Annotated in this window: 15 protein-coding genes; 3 read left to right on the top strand and 12 right to left on the bottom strand. The window is 33.2% G+C overall.

What is annotated here, in order from left to right; genetic code table 11:
* Positions 1 to 113: 113 nt before the first annotated feature.
* From CWS01_RS21225 to CWS01_RS21180, 10 genes are all read right to left on the bottom strand, one after another.
* Positions 114 to 863, bottom strand: a complete 750-nt coding sequence (locus CWS01_RS21225; RefSeq protein WP_101179387.1) for a hypothetical protein — start codon at positions 861 to 863, stop codon at positions 114 to 116.
* Positions 860 to 1,495, bottom strand: coding sequence for a hypothetical protein (locus CWS01_RS21220; RefSeq protein ID WP_101179385.1), 636 nt, complete (start codon positions 1,493 to 1,495; stop codon positions 860 to 862). Before CWS01_RS21220 ends, CWS01_RS21225 begins: the two co-directional genes overlap by 4 nt.
* Positions 1,496 to 2,482, bottom strand: coding sequence for a type IV pilus biogenesis protein PilM (gene pilM, locus CWS01_RS21215; protein ID WP_101179383.1), 987 nt, complete (start codon positions 2,480 to 2,482; stop codon positions 1,496 to 1,498).
* Positions 2,483 to 2,507: 25 nt separating this feature from the next.
* A complete protein-coding gene (locus tag CWS01_RS21210; protein ID WP_101179381.1) occupies positions 2,508 to 3,260 on the bottom strand; it encodes a prepilin peptidase in 753 nt (250 codons plus the stop codon).
* Between the two features lies 1 nt (position 3,261).
* A complete protein-coding gene (locus CWS01_RS21205; RefSeq protein ID WP_193603801.1) occupies positions 3,262 to 3,687 on the bottom strand; it encodes a type IV pilin protein in 426 nt (141 codons plus the stop codon).
* A gap of 104 nt (positions 3,688 to 3,791) precedes the next feature.
* Positions 3,792 to 5,003 (bottom strand): type II secretion system F family protein, encoded by a 1,212-nt coding sequence (locus CWS01_RS21200; protein ID WP_101179377.1) that lies wholly within the window; start codon positions 5,001 to 5,003, stop codon positions 3,792 to 3,794.
* A complete protein-coding gene (locus CWS01_RS21195; RefSeq protein WP_101179376.1) occupies positions 4,990 to 6,045 on the bottom strand; it encodes a type IV pilus twitching motility protein PilT in 1,056 nt (351 codons plus the stop codon). Before CWS01_RS21195 ends, CWS01_RS21200 begins: the two co-directional genes overlap by 14 nt.
* 11 nt (positions 6,046 to 6,056) lie before the next feature.
* Positions 6,057 to 7,715, bottom strand: coding sequence for a GspE/PulE family protein (locus CWS01_RS21190; RefSeq protein WP_101179373.1), 1,659 nt, complete (start codon positions 7,713 to 7,715; stop codon positions 6,057 to 6,059).
* Between the two features lie 98 nt (positions 7,716 to 7,813).
* A complete protein-coding gene (locus CWS01_RS21185; protein WP_101179371.1) occupies positions 7,814 to 9,148 on the bottom strand; it encodes a G5 domain-containing protein in 1,335 nt (444 codons plus the stop codon).
* Between the two features lie 87 nt (positions 9,149 to 9,235).
* On the bottom strand, positions 9,236 to 10,132 hold the full coding sequence (locus CWS01_RS21180; RefSeq protein ID WP_168714439.1) for a hypothetical protein: 897 nt from the start codon (positions 10,130 to 10,132) through the stop codon (positions 9,236 to 9,238).
* Positions 10,133 to 10,380: 248 nt separating this feature from the next.
* Here CWS01_RS21180 and CWS01_RS21175 point away from each other — a divergent pair, with 248 nt between their 5' ends.
* The 3 genes from CWS01_RS21175 to CWS01_RS21165 are packed head-to-tail and all read left to right on the top strand — an operon-like array spanning position 10,381 to position 13,164.
* Positions 10,381 to 10,872 carry a type IV pilus modification PilV family protein gene (locus tag CWS01_RS21175; RefSeq protein WP_101179367.1) on the top strand — a complete coding sequence of 164 codons (492 nt, stop codon included), beginning with the start codon at positions 10,381 to 10,383 and terminating at the stop codon, positions 10,870 to 10,872.
* Between the two features lie 16 nt (positions 10,873 to 10,888).
* Positions 10,889 to 11,344 (top strand): PilW family protein, encoded by a 456-nt coding sequence (locus CWS01_RS21170; RefSeq protein ID WP_101179365.1) that lies wholly within the window; start codon positions 10,889 to 10,891, stop codon positions 11,342 to 11,344.
* A gap of 14 nt (positions 11,345 to 11,358) precedes the next feature.
* A complete protein-coding gene (locus tag CWS01_RS21165; RefSeq protein ID WP_101179363.1) occupies positions 11,359 to 13,164 on the top strand; it encodes a hypothetical protein in 1,806 nt (601 codons plus the stop codon).
* A gap of 173 nt (positions 13,165 to 13,337) precedes the next feature.
* Here CWS01_RS21165 and CWS01_RS21160 read toward each other — a convergent pair whose 3' ends face one another.
* On the bottom strand, positions 13,338 to 15,047 hold the full coding sequence (locus tag CWS01_RS21160; protein ID WP_235852140.1) for a sensor domain-containing diguanylate cyclase: 1,710 nt from the start codon (positions 15,045 to 15,047) through the stop codon (positions 13,338 to 13,340).
* A gap of 325 nt (positions 15,048 to 15,372) precedes the next feature.
* A complete protein-coding gene (locus tag CWS01_RS21155; protein ID WP_101179361.1) occupies positions 15,373 to 16,686 on the bottom strand; it encodes a bifunctional folylpolyglutamate synthase/dihydrofolate synthase in 1,314 nt (437 codons plus the stop codon).
* Positions 16,687 to 16,736: the final 50 nt, after the last annotated feature.

Here is a 16,736-nt window from a genome sequence, read left to right as displayed (position 1 = left end):
CCCCCCCATTTCACTAGTTTTGTTCATCCTATCATACTAGCAAAAAAAAATAACAAGACTTTTGTCGTCTTGTTATAGAATGATTTCGTCATTTTTTTCCATTTATCGCTATATTAATTGTTAAGTGGATTTATCTTATTACTTGGTTCTGGAATTTCCAATTTTGGTATACTTTCTTGTAAATCTGTCAGAGTAGGCATGTAAAAAACAGAAAATGTTATTCGAAATGATAATAATTCTTTTGTTTTAACAATTTTCGTTTTTTCTCCTGTTGTAAGATAATTGATATTTTGAATTACCAAGGCTCTTTGATTGCTCTCCATCGTTTGGATAAATTTCTCTAGGGAAAAGTAATCTTTTGCTTCAATTTCTAAATCAACAGTCAGTTGCTTCATTCCACTTGGAAGGTCAATCGTATAATCTTTGTCTTGTTGTTCTGTAGTCGCAGATTCATCTGTTGTTTCATTCTCTAATGTAGTGCTCTCTGCAACTTTTTCATTTAATAAATCAGTTTCAGATGACAAATCAGAAACTCCATCACTAAAAACCATATTTTGAACAGTTGAGCTTGAAACGGTTTCTGCTTTTTCAATTGTAAATAATAATTGCTCCGTTAATGGTTTTACAGGAATGATTTTTTGCAATGTGGTACTATTTTCATTTGATAGATCATTTTGCTTATTAATATTATTTTCAATGGCAGAAAGCAATGTTTGCTGAGCTTTAAGATTCAATTTATTCTGCTCATTTCTAGCTATTTTGGGATTCAAATAAAAAAAGTAAGTTCCAGCTATTAAGCTGATGGCAATTACAATACCAAAAACAATTGCTAATTTATTTTTATTTACAAGTAAAAGATTCATGAAGCTGTATCTCCTGATTTTTGATCCTTTTTGGCATCCTTTTCATTTTCATCTTCTTTAATTTTTGTTTGGTTTAAAGTAATATCAAAAGACCCAATATACCTCTTCACCTTACTATTTGCAGCGGACTCATCTGTATCCTCTATAGTATCGAGTGTTGTCATAGATAATTCATTTAATAGCGCATTGTCTACCCATTCTGAATCGAGCAGACTTTTTAAATAATAGGCTGCTTCTCTTGATGTATCAAATTGTACTTTTAATTCTACCAATCCAGCTTCAGTGTAATGAAAAGAAGTAATAAATCCTCTTTCTGGCAGCAAAGCGGATAATTCCCTCATAACCGGCACTGTTTTAACAGGATATATTTTTGCCCAGTCTACTGCATTCTGCAATTCAACAACAGAATTAGACGCCTGATATTCCGCTAGCATTTTTTGTTCTGCTTCTACTAAATTCTTTATTTTTGCTGTTTTATTTTCTAATTCGACATTTTTAGATTGCAAAGAAGCTCCCATTATAATCATGCCTAGAAGAAAAAGGATGGTAATACTAAAAAGGATAAAAAGAAAGTAAAAAGATTTTTTCTTTTTGGGTTCTTTTTCTGGCAATAAATTTATTTCTACAGTCAATTATTTCACCTCTTTTAGCGCTAATCCCAATAAAAGGTGAAAAGCTTTTGGAAATGACCTTTTAAAACTTGACAACAATGAATCGGCAGAGAGAATTTCCACAGATAATTCATATCTTTTGATCAATTCATCTTGGATGTTGACTAAAAAAGGATAATCCCCATTAAGTACAATTTTTGTAATTTCTTTTTTTCCTTGGTGAATAGAGTAACGGTAGAAGTCCAGCAGCCTGCTTACCTCACGAAAAATATCTTCATACTCTAATAAATGTTCTTCTAAATTCCCGTTAAAAGTCCATTCCCCTAATTGAGACCGATTAATTTTCAACTCCCAATCTTCTCTTATAAAATTTAAAGGCAGATAATGAGCAAAGATTGGGAATTCTTCTTCAAATATCGTAATATTAACACTTTCCAAATCCATTTGTATCATGAGTAATCGGCTATTCTGTTTAGAGCCACCCATCAGGCTGTACAAACGATAAATGGATAAGGAGGAAAGATCCGCAACTTTTGGATGCAAATTCACTTTTGTAAATACATCTACATACTCCATTACAATCTCTTCTTGTGCAGCAAATAAGAGTATTTCTTTTTTTTCTGCATCTTCCTTTAATACAACTGCATCAAATACTGGTTCATCAAAAGGCAAATGAATGGAGGTTCCTAATTCTAAATAAATATAGCCCTTTAATTCATCCTCTTTCACATCATTTGGTACAGATATTTTTCTAATAACTACAAAAGCGTCTGGAACAATAAATTGAATATCTCTGTTTTTTAATTGCCAAGTATCCACACATTCTTGTAAGATTATTTCCAATGTTTCTCGATCCACAATTCTTCCATTTCTAATAATGCCTTCTGGAAGAAATCGTTCTCCCCATTTTAAAGGAAGGGGGGGATTATGTTGTTTTAGTTCCATATATCGTATGGAGTGATCATTTAATGCCAGATGAATCACTCTTTTTTTTACTAAAAAAGCCATCTTAAATCTCCTTACTTAAGTTTCATCAAAGAAGCTGCAAATAGAGCTGAATGATATCTTTCCCGTAAAAAAAGACAGTTAATGTACCCGCGACAATAAAGGGGCCAAAAGGGATCGGCTCCCCTCTTTTAAACACCTTAAATACAATGCCAATTATACCAATAATTGCTCCAAATAACGTAGATATAAAAAAAGACAACAAAACTAATTTTGTTCCCATTACAAAACCGATTACAGCGAATAATTTAATATCTCCGCCCCCCATGCCTCCTTTGCTTATCACAGCGATTAAAAGCAATAGTAAAAAAGCTATGCCGGCACCCAAAAAAGAATCCCACCATGGCGAAAGGGGCAAATATACTCTTTCCGCCAAAAAAACAGCGGAGAAAAAGAGAAGCACTTTATCAGGAATCAACATATAGGCGATATCGGATACAAATATAATCATAAGCAAAGAGATAAGTGTCCATGCAATTACTAATTCAAACGTCCATCCAAGTTTTATGGGAGCCATAATAAACAAAAGACCGGTTATCATTTCGACAATCGGATAAAGGGGGGAAATACGAACCTTACAGCGGCCGCATTTCCCTTTTTGTATAAGAAAAGATATTATTGGAATAAGCTCCCAAGGCTTTAAAGTATGCCCGCATTTTGGACAAGCTGATCTGGGCACAGAAATGGACTGTTTTAACGGAATTCTTAATCCAACGACATTAAAAAAGGATCCAAGCACCGCACCAACTACAAAAATATAGCCATATAGGAATAAAAGCATGTTATTGAGCCTTAGCTGTTAGTTCTGATTCAGGAACAACTGTTGTCTCCGTATACGAGGACTTTACAATAGACGCAGAATCATGTCCTTTAATTGAATAATCACCTGATGTTGCATCAAAAGTAACTGTAAAACTCGTATCTTTTACGCTGTTCAAATACTCTTTTAATTCTCCGTTCGTTTTATCAGTATCTTCTGCATCATACACCCATGATGTTTTGGTGCTATCATTTGCTTGGGCGATTTTTGCGGCATTGATAATTTGCAGCGCTTCTGCCACTTTTGCATCTTCTTTTGTATTGCTAATAATTTTCCCCACGCTTGGTACAGCAATTGCTGCAATAATTCCTAAAATAACGACTACTGCCAATAATTCAATCAGCGTTAAGCCACGCTGATTTTTTAGCGTGTTTATTACTTTTTTCATATATATTCTCCTCGTATTATAGTATTTTCTATCTAATATATTTGTACTTTAACAGAATTATAGTCCAAAAGAAAGAACTAAAAATTAGAAACATATAACAATAATTAATACTTGTCTATTTGGTTAAATATTTCAAACATTGGTACTAAAATAGCTGTTACAATCGTCCCAACCAGTCCAGCAAGCACAACAATTAGCAATGGTTCAATTAGGGCTTTTAGCCGATCTGTACTTATGTCTACTTCTTTCTCATAAAAATCTGCGACTCGATCCAGCATGGTATCTAATGACCCAGTTTCTTCTCCTATTGCAATCATTTGTGTAACAAGAGGAGGAAAAGCCCAGTGCTTTTGCATTGGTTCTGTTAATGATTTTCCTTCTTCTAATGCTGTTATGGATTTATTTATTACCCCTGCAATTACACGATTTTCTACGATAGATTCGGCAATCGCCAATGCTTGAAGGATAGGAACAGAACTAGAAAACAGAGAACTTAAAGTCCTTGTCATTCTTGCTAATTCCGCTTTCTGCAAAATCATTCCAAATACAGGGATTTTCAGTATAAACATATCTAAATAGTATTTTGTTTCTGCATTATTCCGGATGACTAGGTATAAGAGCAGTATAATAATTGCTAATACAAATAACAGCCACCAATAGCTTTGCATAAATTGGCTTATATTTAATACACTTCTTGTGATTAGCGGCAGTTGGCCGCCAAAATCAGCAAACATCCCAACAAATATCGGGACTACATACACTAATAAAAAAGTTACTACTGCAATGGCAATAAAACCAACGACAAGAGGATAAGCAAGAGCAGAAATAATTTTCTGCTTTGTATGATGTTGTTTTTCATAATGGACTGCTAATCGTTCTAAAGCCTCGTCCATATTCCCTCCTGCTTCACCTGCTCGAATCATGTTTACAAACATTTTGGAAAATATTTTTTTATGTTTTTCAGCAGAAGCAGATAAGGGATTTCCTTCCCTTAAATCTTGCTCCACTTCTGTTAACGTTTTTTTTAATGCCTTGCTTGTAGTTTGTTCAGCAAGTATTTTTGTAGCGTCCACTATTGATATACCCGCAGATAATAAAACAGAAAATTGCCTTAAATATATTACCATGTCCTGCAGTTTCACTGGCGAACCTATCGTTATATCTTTTGTTAGAAAAGATTGTTCCACCTCTACCATCTCGATCACTTTAATGCCTTGTTCTCTTAACTGGAGCATTGCATCTCTTTTGGTGGACGCATTGATTATGCCCTCTTTTTTTCCCTGTCTGCTTCTTCCTGCATATTTAAATCGTGCCATGTGCAGATAGCTCCTGCATATACTGGAGAGCTATATCTTTGGCAATAGCTCCTTCTTGAACAAGTTGTTTTATGCTATTATCGAGGGTAATCATACCTTGGGCTCTAGATGTCTGCATAATATTAACAATCTGGTGGACTTTATCATTACGGACTAAATTTGCTATTGCTGAATTATTGATAAGGATTTCCAATGCTACTCTTCTCTCTCTTTTATTGCTTGTTTGGAAAAGGCGTTGAGAAATAACGGATACAAGGACAGATGCAAGCTGAATTCTTATTTGCTGCTGCTGTGCAGGGGGAAATACATCAATTACCCTATTAATCGTTGCAGGTGCACTGGACGTATGCAATGTTCCTAATACTAAATGCCCTGTTTCTGCTGCTGTAATGGCTGTTTGAATGGTCTCTAAATCACGCATTTCTCCTACTAAAATGACATCAGGATCTTGTCTGAGTGCTGCACGCAAACCATTGGCAAAGTTTTGCGTGTCAAAGCCCACTTCTCTCTGATCAATAATAGATGTGCCATGGGAATGGACATATTCAATTGGATCCTCTAACGTAATGATATGTTTGCGCATTGTTTCATTCATATAACGAATCATCGCTGCTAAAGTAGTCGACTTTCCACTTCCTGTAGGTCCTGTTACTAAAACTAACCCTTGTTGTTTTTCTGCTATTCTTTTCATGACATTCGGAAGCCGCAGTTCTTCTATATTTGGTATAGTTGCAGAGATAATTCGTATAGCTAAAGAAATATTTGTTCTTTGCTTAAAAACATTTACGCGAAACCGTGATACACCAGGAATTTCATACGAAAAATCAAGTTCTCCTTTATCATTAAATTCCTTCCACATCTTCTCGGAAAAAACTATAGACTGAGCCATTTTTTCTGTTTCAGCAGGTCGAAGAACTTGTTCGCCAAATTTTCTCAACTCCCCATTAATTCTCATAATTGGAGGAACTCCTACTGTTAAATGAACATCAGACGCCTTCAGTTCACATCCTGATTTTAGTATATATTGTATTGTTTCTAACACTGCTTGCACCTCTATTCAGGTATAGTTACCCGTAATACTTCTTCTGTCGTTGTTATTCCTTGTTTTACTTTTAATAACCCATCATCTAATAAAAAAATAGTTTTATTTTGTTCCGCTATTTCTCTTAATCGCATAAATGATTCTCCATTCATGATTACTTTACGAAGTTCATCATTCATTACCAATACTTCATGAATAGCAATTCTTCCTTTATAACCAGTCATATTACAAGAAGAACAGCCTTTTCCTCGAACTATTTTCTCTATTTTTATTCCTCTTCTTGAAAAAATTTCAACTTCCCGTTTTGTGGCTGCATGCTCTTCCTTACAATCACGGCATACTTTCCTCACCAACCGTTGAGATACTATCCCATTAAGCGAAGATGCAACTAAAAATGGTTCTACTCCCATATCCATTAATCTTGTGATAGTCCCGATAGAATCATTTGTATGGAGCGTGCTCAATACAAGATGTCCAGTTAAAGAAGCTCGAATGGCGACTTCCACTGTATCTTTATCCCTTATTTCACCAACCATGATAATATTGGGATCTTGGCGCAATATAGATCGCAGGCCAGCAGCAAAATCCATGCCAGTCTGTGTATTTACTTGGATTTGATTAATTCCTTCTATTTGATATTCAACGGGATCCTCAATTGTTAAAATATTAACATTTTCACTATTAAGTTTATTTAAAGCTGCATACAATGTAGAAGATTTTCCTGAACCTGTTGGACCAGTAATGAGCACTATACCATTTGGTTTTTGCAGCATTGTGTTAAACAATTTTTGATGATAAGAATTAAAGCCAAGCTTACTAATATCATTTAATGAACTGCTTAAATCTAATATTCTCATTACTATTTTTTCACCAAAAACAGTCGGCAATGTAGAAACACGCAAATCAACCGGCTGAATATCGACTCTGTATTTCATCCTGCCGTCTTGTGGTACACGATATTCTGTAATATCCAAGTTTGCGAGAATTTTAATCCGTGCTGTTATCATGCTTTGCATATGTTTTGGCAAAATCCGTTCTGTTCTTAACAAACCGTCAATACGATATCGAATGATAAGTTTTGTTTCTTGTGGATCAAAATGAATATCACTAGCTTTAGCTACTACTGCATTGGAGATTACTTGGTTTACTAAACGAATAATCGGAGAATCTTGAATATCACCATTCGCTTCTTCTTTTATTTCTTCTTCAGAAGACATAAGTAAATCTTTAAATTCATCGTCCATATTATAATATTTATTAATCGCTCGTAAAATATCATCTTTTGTTGCAATTGCTGGCTCAATTTGAAATCCAGTCGTTAACCGCAAATCATCAATGGCGAAATAATCCATTGGATCAGCCATTGCGACAAATAATTTTTCTCCTTCCCTTTTTAAAGGAATAAGCATATGCCTTTTGGCTCTTTCTTTCGGCACCAATGTAAAAAGATGCTGATCAAAGGGGTACCTATATAAACTAATATGAGGTATTCCCAATTGAAACTCTAACACTTCAATCAATTGCTGTTCTGTTATATGCCCTTGCTGGAGCAGTGCATCTCCCAGCTTCTGACTGTCACTTTTATCTTTTAATGTGGACTGAAGCTGGCTTTCGGTGATTAAATTTGCTTCTACTAATAGATCGCCAAGTCTTTTGCGCGTTCTTTTCATGTTAATCATCCTTTAGATAAATATAAAATTGCGAAATGATTTTTCAATTCCTTTAAACAAATGTGCTGGCTAGATAAGAAAAAACATCATTCTGCCGGTTATTTTACATCCATAAATTCATTCTCATTTACTATTTCGTCTTCTGAAAGATCATGTTGATCTTCCTCTGCTGTTTTAGCAGCTTGCTCAGCCTCTGTCTCCAATTCTGTTGTTTGCTCTTCAGCTGTGGCCTCCTCCTCTGTACTTACTTGTGTAGAGGATTCGTCTGTACTGTCTTCATCTTCTTCGTTAGGTAAATACTGTGCTTCTATTCTAAAGTCAGGGGGATAATAATCATTTGCGACAACTTCCCTTTTTAAAACCTCACCTTTTGAACTTAATGTTTCTTTTATCACATCAATTGTTAGGCCATTTTTTCCTTTATTGATCACTTTCACTTCCCCCTTTTTTAAGGAAGAATCAAATTGTATTACTGTTTTTGGCTCGAGTTCTTTTTTATTTTCGGTATATACCTTATACAAGGAAGCAAATGTTTCCCCTTTTAGCTCCACATATAAGGTGTTGTCTTTCACTTTAAATTGAATTTGATAGCTTTTTTGATTAGAATTTGTAAAACTTAAATCCATTTTCTCTGCTACACTTGCTTTGGCTTCATAACCAGGCTTTACATTAGTTGGCAGTGCATTGCCAATATTACGTTCCGTTACAGCGAAGTTTGTCGGCAATACCACTCCATAAATTCCCGCTGCAATTAAACTAGCAGTATCTTCTGAAATGCTTTGTTGCTCTAAATCTTCTAGCATCTTTAATAATGAAAAAGAGGAGGAAGGAAGAATGTCTATTTTCCCCATTTCCGCTAATGTTTTTTCTACTTCTAGCTCGTTTGAAGCAATAGGGATTTCTGTTTTAGCTAATACTTCCTTGCCAAGTTCCCCTTCTGACAAATAATCTACAAGGGAGTAGGAGCTTGTTTTCTTATCAAGCGTTTGTCCTTCTTCCACTACATCAGCAAACAGCTGATTTTCTTGTAAACTCGTAATAGGAAGGGATTTAAACTTTGCTAACTCCGTTTGTAGAACTACTTTGTTTATAGATAAGAGCAAGTCATTTGTTTGCCCTTCTTTAATATTATCTAGCGTATTAGAAACATTTAGGGTCAGTAAACTTGGAGAAAACTGCACCGTCTTTTCTTTATATTGAAGTGAAAATTCTTTGTTTGTTTGCCATTCTTTAAAACGCATTTCCACTAGTTCTTTTGCTGCCCTTTTCGTTAATCCGCTTATATTGATAGCAGCAACCATCGTATTTGCTTTGTACGTTTTTTCCTTTGTTATCTTTTGGTATGCCAACGCTCCTAGATGGGTAAAACTAAAAATAATAAATGTTGCCAAAAATAACCCAATAAATATTTTTGTTCCAGATAATAGTTTCACGTTTTTCTCCCTCCTCCCAATAAGCTTTATTTAAGTAGTGATTGCAAACAAAGGGACGGAATATATTGTTTTAGTATGTTTTAGCTTCTACTTTTCTTTTTCTATTTTTCTATTCAGGTCTTCCATATCCGCTAGAAAAAGCTCTAAGTTATGAGCAGGTTCTTCCCCAAGCCAAATTTTTGCATCATTTATTTTTTTCTCTATCTCCTTCTCCTCCATTGTTGAGATAAGAGAATTGCCAGCATCACTCATTCTCCCTTTTTCAGAATCTTCCTCTTTCCTATCGTAATCAAAAGACTCTTCTAATAAAGTTTCTATCGAGTTTTCTCTCTGAATGATTTTTTTATCATTAAAAGCAAATTCTATCTCGCTGGCCCACTCTTTCTCTCCCTTATGTTTACTATGAATATCCAGGTTCAGAAAATCTTCCTCCACATTCTCTTCTTGGATATTTATCCCATTCCATTTCTCCTGCTTTACTGATTCCGTTACAATTTCATTTTTTTCCAGTAAAAGCTCATTTACTGGACTAATGCTGCTAGTTTGCAAATCTATACTTTCTTCTTTTAAGACATCTTTTTTGGTATGACCTTCTTTGTTTAATGCAATCAAATTGTCTTTTTGTAAATTTCTAAAATAATTACTGCGATACTTTTTATTTTCAAATATTTCATTTTGCTCTTTTTGCATATCTTTTGCACTAAATTGAGAGATATATTCATTATCTTCAGTCCTTGAATGATAAAAGCTGCTAGCAAACTTTCTATTTAGCAGAAAAGTTATCAGTAAAAAGAGCAATACTATAATAGCACTGCTTTTTATCATTCCTAATTCTAATGACTCGAGCAAAAACAAAATATTTGTTAACAGAAAAGCTATTGCAATAATTAATAATTTGCCGCTATTTTTTAGCCTTGTTGGCACAACACAAGCAACAATAGTTAACAAAACAGAACATACAAACGATATAATAAATGTCTGCACAATCATTCACCACTTATCCTTTTTAGTAAAAACCTTGTTAGTTGACAAACTCTAGGAAAAAAGAACTTATTTTAAACAAAATCTACATTGCACCATAAAACGCACATCATAAGACCCAGTAAATTCTTCTTTATTTTTAATTGTATTGTATAATAGAAACATTCATTTTTAAAGAATAGGAAAAATGTTTTATATCCAGTAAAATATTTGCTTTTATTTTTTATTCAGATCGCTGTGGAGGATGCCAAATGCTGTTACTTCAATATATAAAAAATAATAAAGGAATTTCTTTAATAGAAATTTTATTATCTATTGTTATCCTGGGAATATTAATTGCTTCTTTAATTACTTTTTTTCCCCAAGCTTCACAATCAATGAATGAAACCGATAAAAAGCTTACAAGTGTCAACATTGCAAAAGAGTGGCTTGTACAAGCACAAAATAGCACCCAAGTAAAATCGTTTCTAAACAATATGGTCAATCAACCTAATTCGTCTATTGTATATTCTATCACTAATACGGATTATCAAGGTTTGCCACTAGTTTCCATTAATCATGATGCACAATATGGAGAATTAGTTCTTAAAGAAGAAAATTATTTCGTCCATTTAACAATTTCTTCTATACCTGAAAACTTAAAAAATATCGGAAAGACAAGATTATATAAGATCCATGTCCATATATATGATGAAAAAAATAACTTAAAAAGCAATATATATGGATATTTAACATTAAATTAATAGGGGATTTAAAAAAATGATTCAAAATTCAAAAGGCTTAACATTGATTGAATTACTTGCAGCAGTCTCATTATCAGCTATCATACTCTTGCTTGCCTATCAATTTTTGTTTCAAGGATTTCAGTTTTCAAAAACAGTAACTGATAAAACATTGCTTCAGCAAGAAGCTAACTATATAATGGTAAATTTAACCAAAATTCATCAAAGTTCCGATTCCTATACAATAGCCTTTGATCAAAATCCAAATGCAAATTACATTAAAGTAGAAGGAAAAAAGACCATAACCTTTAAAAATGATCATTTTTTTTATGAACTAAAAACAAGCACTAGCAATAATTCAAAAATATATACAAAAAATAAGGAAACCTTCTATCCAAAACTAACAGATGTTTCAATTGAACTTACTATTTACAATAAAAAAAATCCAAAGCTTTCTTATTCATCGAAAACTATCTTATCTAGAATTAAATAGAAAGGAGGATTTTAGTGCTGTACAAGAGTGAAAAGGGGAATGCCCTGATTATTGTTTTAATAATGGTAACTGTTTTCTTTATTCTTTATATTTCCATTATGGGAATGACCTTTAATAATTCAAAACAAATAATGGTAACAGAAGACAAAGTGCAAGCTGTGTCCATTGCTGAAATGGGTGTCACTTATTATAAAACGGCTATTATTAATGAAAGTGCTGCATTAGAAAAAGATGAAACGTTTAAAAAATCAATAAATCAACTCATTGACTCCACTATTTATACAAAATATGGAACTATTACTGCTGCTAATAAAGAAACAATTGAAAAAGAAATGAATAGCACCAATTATTTTAGCGATTTAAAAGAAGCCACCGCTGCAGCATATAGAAAAAAACTGCAAAGTAATTTAGAAGAATGGAATAATAATTTTTTTAAAACACTAATCGTATCTGTTGATAATAGCTCTAAGCAATTATTTTCTATAGCTAATATTAAACAATCAAATACAAAAGATAGCATTATTTACAGTTTTGACAGTATTGGCAAAACTGCGGACAAAACTGTCACTTTGAATTCCAGCTTAACTATTCCGATTACACTGGATCCAATTATATTAGAAGTTGCAAATGAAGAAGAGGAAAATGACAGCGGAAATTCTGGAGGAACTGGTAATTCAGGCAATTATTCTGATATTTATCAAACAGGTTTGACCGGAAATGAAATATCTAATCCAGGAAATCTAAATTCATGTGTAAATCCTATACCAAATAATTATTCCTTTAGTAATTCCAAGTGCCAGTATTCTGGCACTACTTCCATTACAACCAATACCAATATAAATGACTATATTCTAAAGGTTAATGGCGCGCTCATTCTTTCATCCAATATCAATAGTTTTAATCGGTCAACCCTTTATAGCACAGGCGACCTTACTGTTAATGGTAATTTAAATGGCAACTCAACAATAAAAATCCATTCTGGCGGCAGCATAAGTTTCAGTTCACTAAACGATACCGTCAGCAATTCTATTATTGAAAGTGCTGGAAATGGAACTTTCCAAAATCTAAAGACAGCTAATAGTTCCATTTATATAGGCGGCACAGTCAAAATTAACAATTTGAACAGCTTTAAAAATTCAAAGTTAGAAGTAAAAGGAAACCTTGAAACAGAGAATTGGAGTGAAACTTCCGATAGCATTATATCAATAGCAGGAACAGCTACATTTAAAAATTTAAATAGTACTTTTACTAATACAAATATGATGATAAAAGGAAGCGGCACTTTTCAAAATCTTAATAGTCTAACAAATTCAACTATACGTATAGGCGGTGCATCAACTTTTTCTGAAATAAATCAACTCAATAGCTCCAAAATAATTGTTAATGGAGATGCCTCTATTCAGGGGCTAAATAATCCTAACAATAATAGCAAATTGCTTATTTTGGGAAATGCGACTATTAATAAAATTAATAATATAACAAATTCGGCCATTTATATTGGATCAAACGCAGCAATAGGCAATTTAAACTTAGGCAGCAATGCCAAAATATGTGTGAGGGAAACGCTTGATATTACAGGCAATTTCAATAAAAATGGTGATGGAAAAGTATTTGCTAAAAAAGTCACAACCAATACAAAAAACAAATATGGCCAGTATATCGACACAAGTTCAACTAGTTTCCAAACAAATTGCACAGATGGGTATACAGAAGATAACGGTTCAAACAGCGGCAATGAAAATAACCAGATTTATCTTCCAATTATTAACTCTACTATTGAGTCGGAAAAAAGCGAACTAGACGCAGAATATGACTATTAAATGAAAAAATAAATTGGTTAGCTATAAACCAATTTATTTTTTCTCTTTATATGATTATCTATGTTTAAATGCATATATGTTTGATTTTCCTTTTCAAATCAGCTCGATTATAAAAGGCTTTTTATTTCTTATTAAGCAACAGCAATACACAACTAAGTATTTTAGATGGCCTATCACTTTACATATCTCGCTACCCGATTTCTGCCTGCCTGTTTTGCTCCTGTATAAAGTGCTCTATCTGCATGCTTTATTAAGGCTAGCGGTTCATCCGCATCATGTGGCGCACTGGCCAAACCAATTGATGCTGTAATTTTTATTTTTGCTGGCTGACTTTTCATGCTTTGTTTGATTGTAAAGGAATGTATTTCAATCATTCTCCGAATAAATTCTGCCAGTTCGGAAGCTTCCTGTATATTTATATTGGTTAATAAAATAGAAAATTCTTCCCCTCCATAACGAGCAACAATTCCTTTATTTCCAACCAAATATTTAATTCTTTTTGCAAATTCCACTAACACTTCGTTCCCGGCCTGATGGCCATATGTATCGTTTATACTTTTAAAATAGTCAATATCTAGCATGATTAAAACTAACTGATTAATTTGGCTGCTTTTCAGTTCTTGAAATTTACTTGTTAATAGTTGTTCAAAAAAACAATAATTATATAATTTGGTTAAAGCGCATCTTTCACTGAATTCCTTTGTTTTTTCAAAATACTTAGCATTCTCAAAAGCGACAGCAAACTGGGAACAAAGGAGCTGCAGAACCATTAATGGCACATGCACAAATGCTCTCTTTTTTTTGCTCCCCACTATTAAAATACCAATTACTTGCTCATTTTTTAATAGAGGAATAGCTAATACGCTTTCTGTCTCCATTGGCATATAGCCTTTATTTATAGGAAGCCATTCTCTTTTTTGATGATAGATAGCTGGTTCCTTTGTCGAGAAAACATTTCCACAGATCCCTTCATTTATAAGCAGTACACCAGGAAAAGAAGGAAAAACTCTTTTATTCTCTACCCTTGCGATCATTGTTAATGCATTTGACTCATCAACTTCATGTATAAATACAAAATCTAATTTAAATAACTTGTATAAACTATTAGTAAAAAAAGCAATCGTCTCTTTCACCTGTAAATTTTGGGTTAATTGATGTCCTAATTCAGCAATCTCTTTCAAATAATCATTAACTGTTCTACTGGAATGATATAAACGCAAAATAACAGAAAGAGAAATAAAGGGAATACCAATTAAAACAAGAGCGATTAAGCCAATTTGCTTATACATAATATATAAAGCAATACCTACTGGGTAAGTAATAAGGGTTGTTACAAATTCCCATCCTAAATCTAATGTGAAAAATTTTTCTTTGCGCTGATATACGACTTGGCTAATGAAGAAGATTAGAATTGCATTTAACAAAAAATAAATAAGAGGATATAAAATAACCAAAAAAAGAGAATTTGGATACCATAAAATATCTGCAGCATGTTTTCCCCCCAGCCCATAATAAATAAGCCCGCTAGATATAGAAACCAGAAAAAACATGCTCGAATTCAATGGCAAACGAAATCTTGTTTCTTGCGATAATCTTAATTGCAGCAAAATTGGAATTAATGCCAGCTGCACAAGCACTGTTTCGATAAATAGCCCAAAGATTAAAAATACAGAAAGGCTGGCCCATTGCAGAAAAAATACGGGTCTGCCATTTATCATCATCGGCATACTTGCAACAACCGACATAAAAAGCAGAAATGCTAATATATCTGATGTATTGCCATCAATCTTTGGAGGATAGGTTTGATAAAGAAACCATAATCCGAGTGGCAGCAGTATAAGCCAAACTGCCCAGATTGATATTTTCATTGGTGACTTAACCAAATACTCCACCTCTTGTTTCAGCATTAATATGCCTAAATAGTGTTTATTGCAATAGTTTATTTATCTAAAACAAATAAACTCCCATAATATTCATACTATTCACCCAATACCATTATACTAAACCTTTTCCTATTATTTATCCATAGGTTTTATAGAATATTATTTTCTTTTATATTTTTGAAAATAAAAAGATTGCCAATTACAGCAATCTTCAAACAAATTAACACTAGTTGCCTCTTCTCTATAGAGGTATATTTATTTTTAAATATTTTCAGTTTCCTTTTGGAAAATCATCCAATTTTTAAATATTTAATATGGTTTATTGTTATTTATGCTTATCATTTTTCCCTTTCCAATAAGCTTTTACAGCAGATAAAAAATAAAGCGAACCTGTGATGATAAGCATAGAATCATCTTCTATTTCCTCTAATTGTTCATTAATTGATTTTTTCCAATCTGTTGAATAAGCCTTTTGCTGATGATGGCTTTCTTTATATAATTCCTGGCATGTTGCTGCACGTGGATAGTCAAAAGATACAAAAATAATTTTATCAGCAATCCCATCAAGTTGATGGATCATTTTATCTGTTTTTTTATCAGAAAGTGCTGCAAAAATAATTGTCTTGTTTTTATCCTTAAATCGTTTGGTTAACTCTGTTGTTAAAGCTTGTACCCCTTCTTCATTATGGGCTCCATCCAAAATGACAAGAGGATTTTCTGAAACCATTTCAAAACGCCCTGGCCATTTTGCTTCTTTTAACCCCATACGTATATGCTCTTGTGAAATTTGAGGGAATATTTCTTTTTTTAATAGGATTGCTGCCATTACCGCTAATGATGCATTTTCAATCTGATGTTTCCCCATCATGGATAGTTGCAAATTTTCAAGTTTTTCTGCAGCCGTTTGAAACGTAAAGCTTTCTCCTTGTTTCCATGATATAGGATCAGCTATTACAAAGTGTTTATTAAGAAAATAAATAGGAGCATTCTCTTTCTCTGCTTTTTTAATAATTTCTGCTAATGCTTCTTCTTGTTTTATTGCGGCAATAATTGGCGTATTCTTTTTAATAATCCCTGCTTTTTCCCTGGCAATTTCCTCATATGTATCCCCTAATATAGCTGTATGATCTAAGCCAATACTTGTGATAATGGATAAAATAGGGTGGATAATATTCGTTGAATCAAAACGTCCTCCAAGACCAACTTCATAAATAACTATATCAACGGGCTTAATAAACGCAAAATAATAAAAGGACATAGCTGTGATGATTTCAAATTCAGTTGGACCGCCAATATCCATTTGATCCATTTCCGCAACAATTGGATATAAAATATTGCATAGTTTTATAATCTCTTCATCGCTTATCGGTTCCCCATTAATACTTATTCTCTCATTAAACTGCTCAATATAAGGAGATGTATAGGTGCCAACTGTTAATCCTCCACTTTCTAATATGCATCGAAGATAAGTGACAGTAGATCCCTTTCCATTTGTTCCCCCGATATGTACAGTTTTTAATTGGCTTTCAGGAAAATTTAATTTTTCCATCATCATGTTCATTCTTGTTAATCCTGGTTTTATTCCTAATCTTAGACGTGAATGGATCCAGTCTAATGCATCTTCATATGTTTGAAACATTTCTACACCTGCTTTATTATCATAAATTGGCTTATACAGCAAGACGAACC

It is taken from the genome of Niallia nealsonii, from assembly GCF_002835805.1.
GTDB lineage: Bacteria > Bacillota > Bacilli > Bacillales > Cytobacillaceae > Niallia > Niallia nealsonii.
Note: the sequence above shows the minus strand (reverse complement) of the source record. Positions and strands in the feature narration are given on the sequence as shown.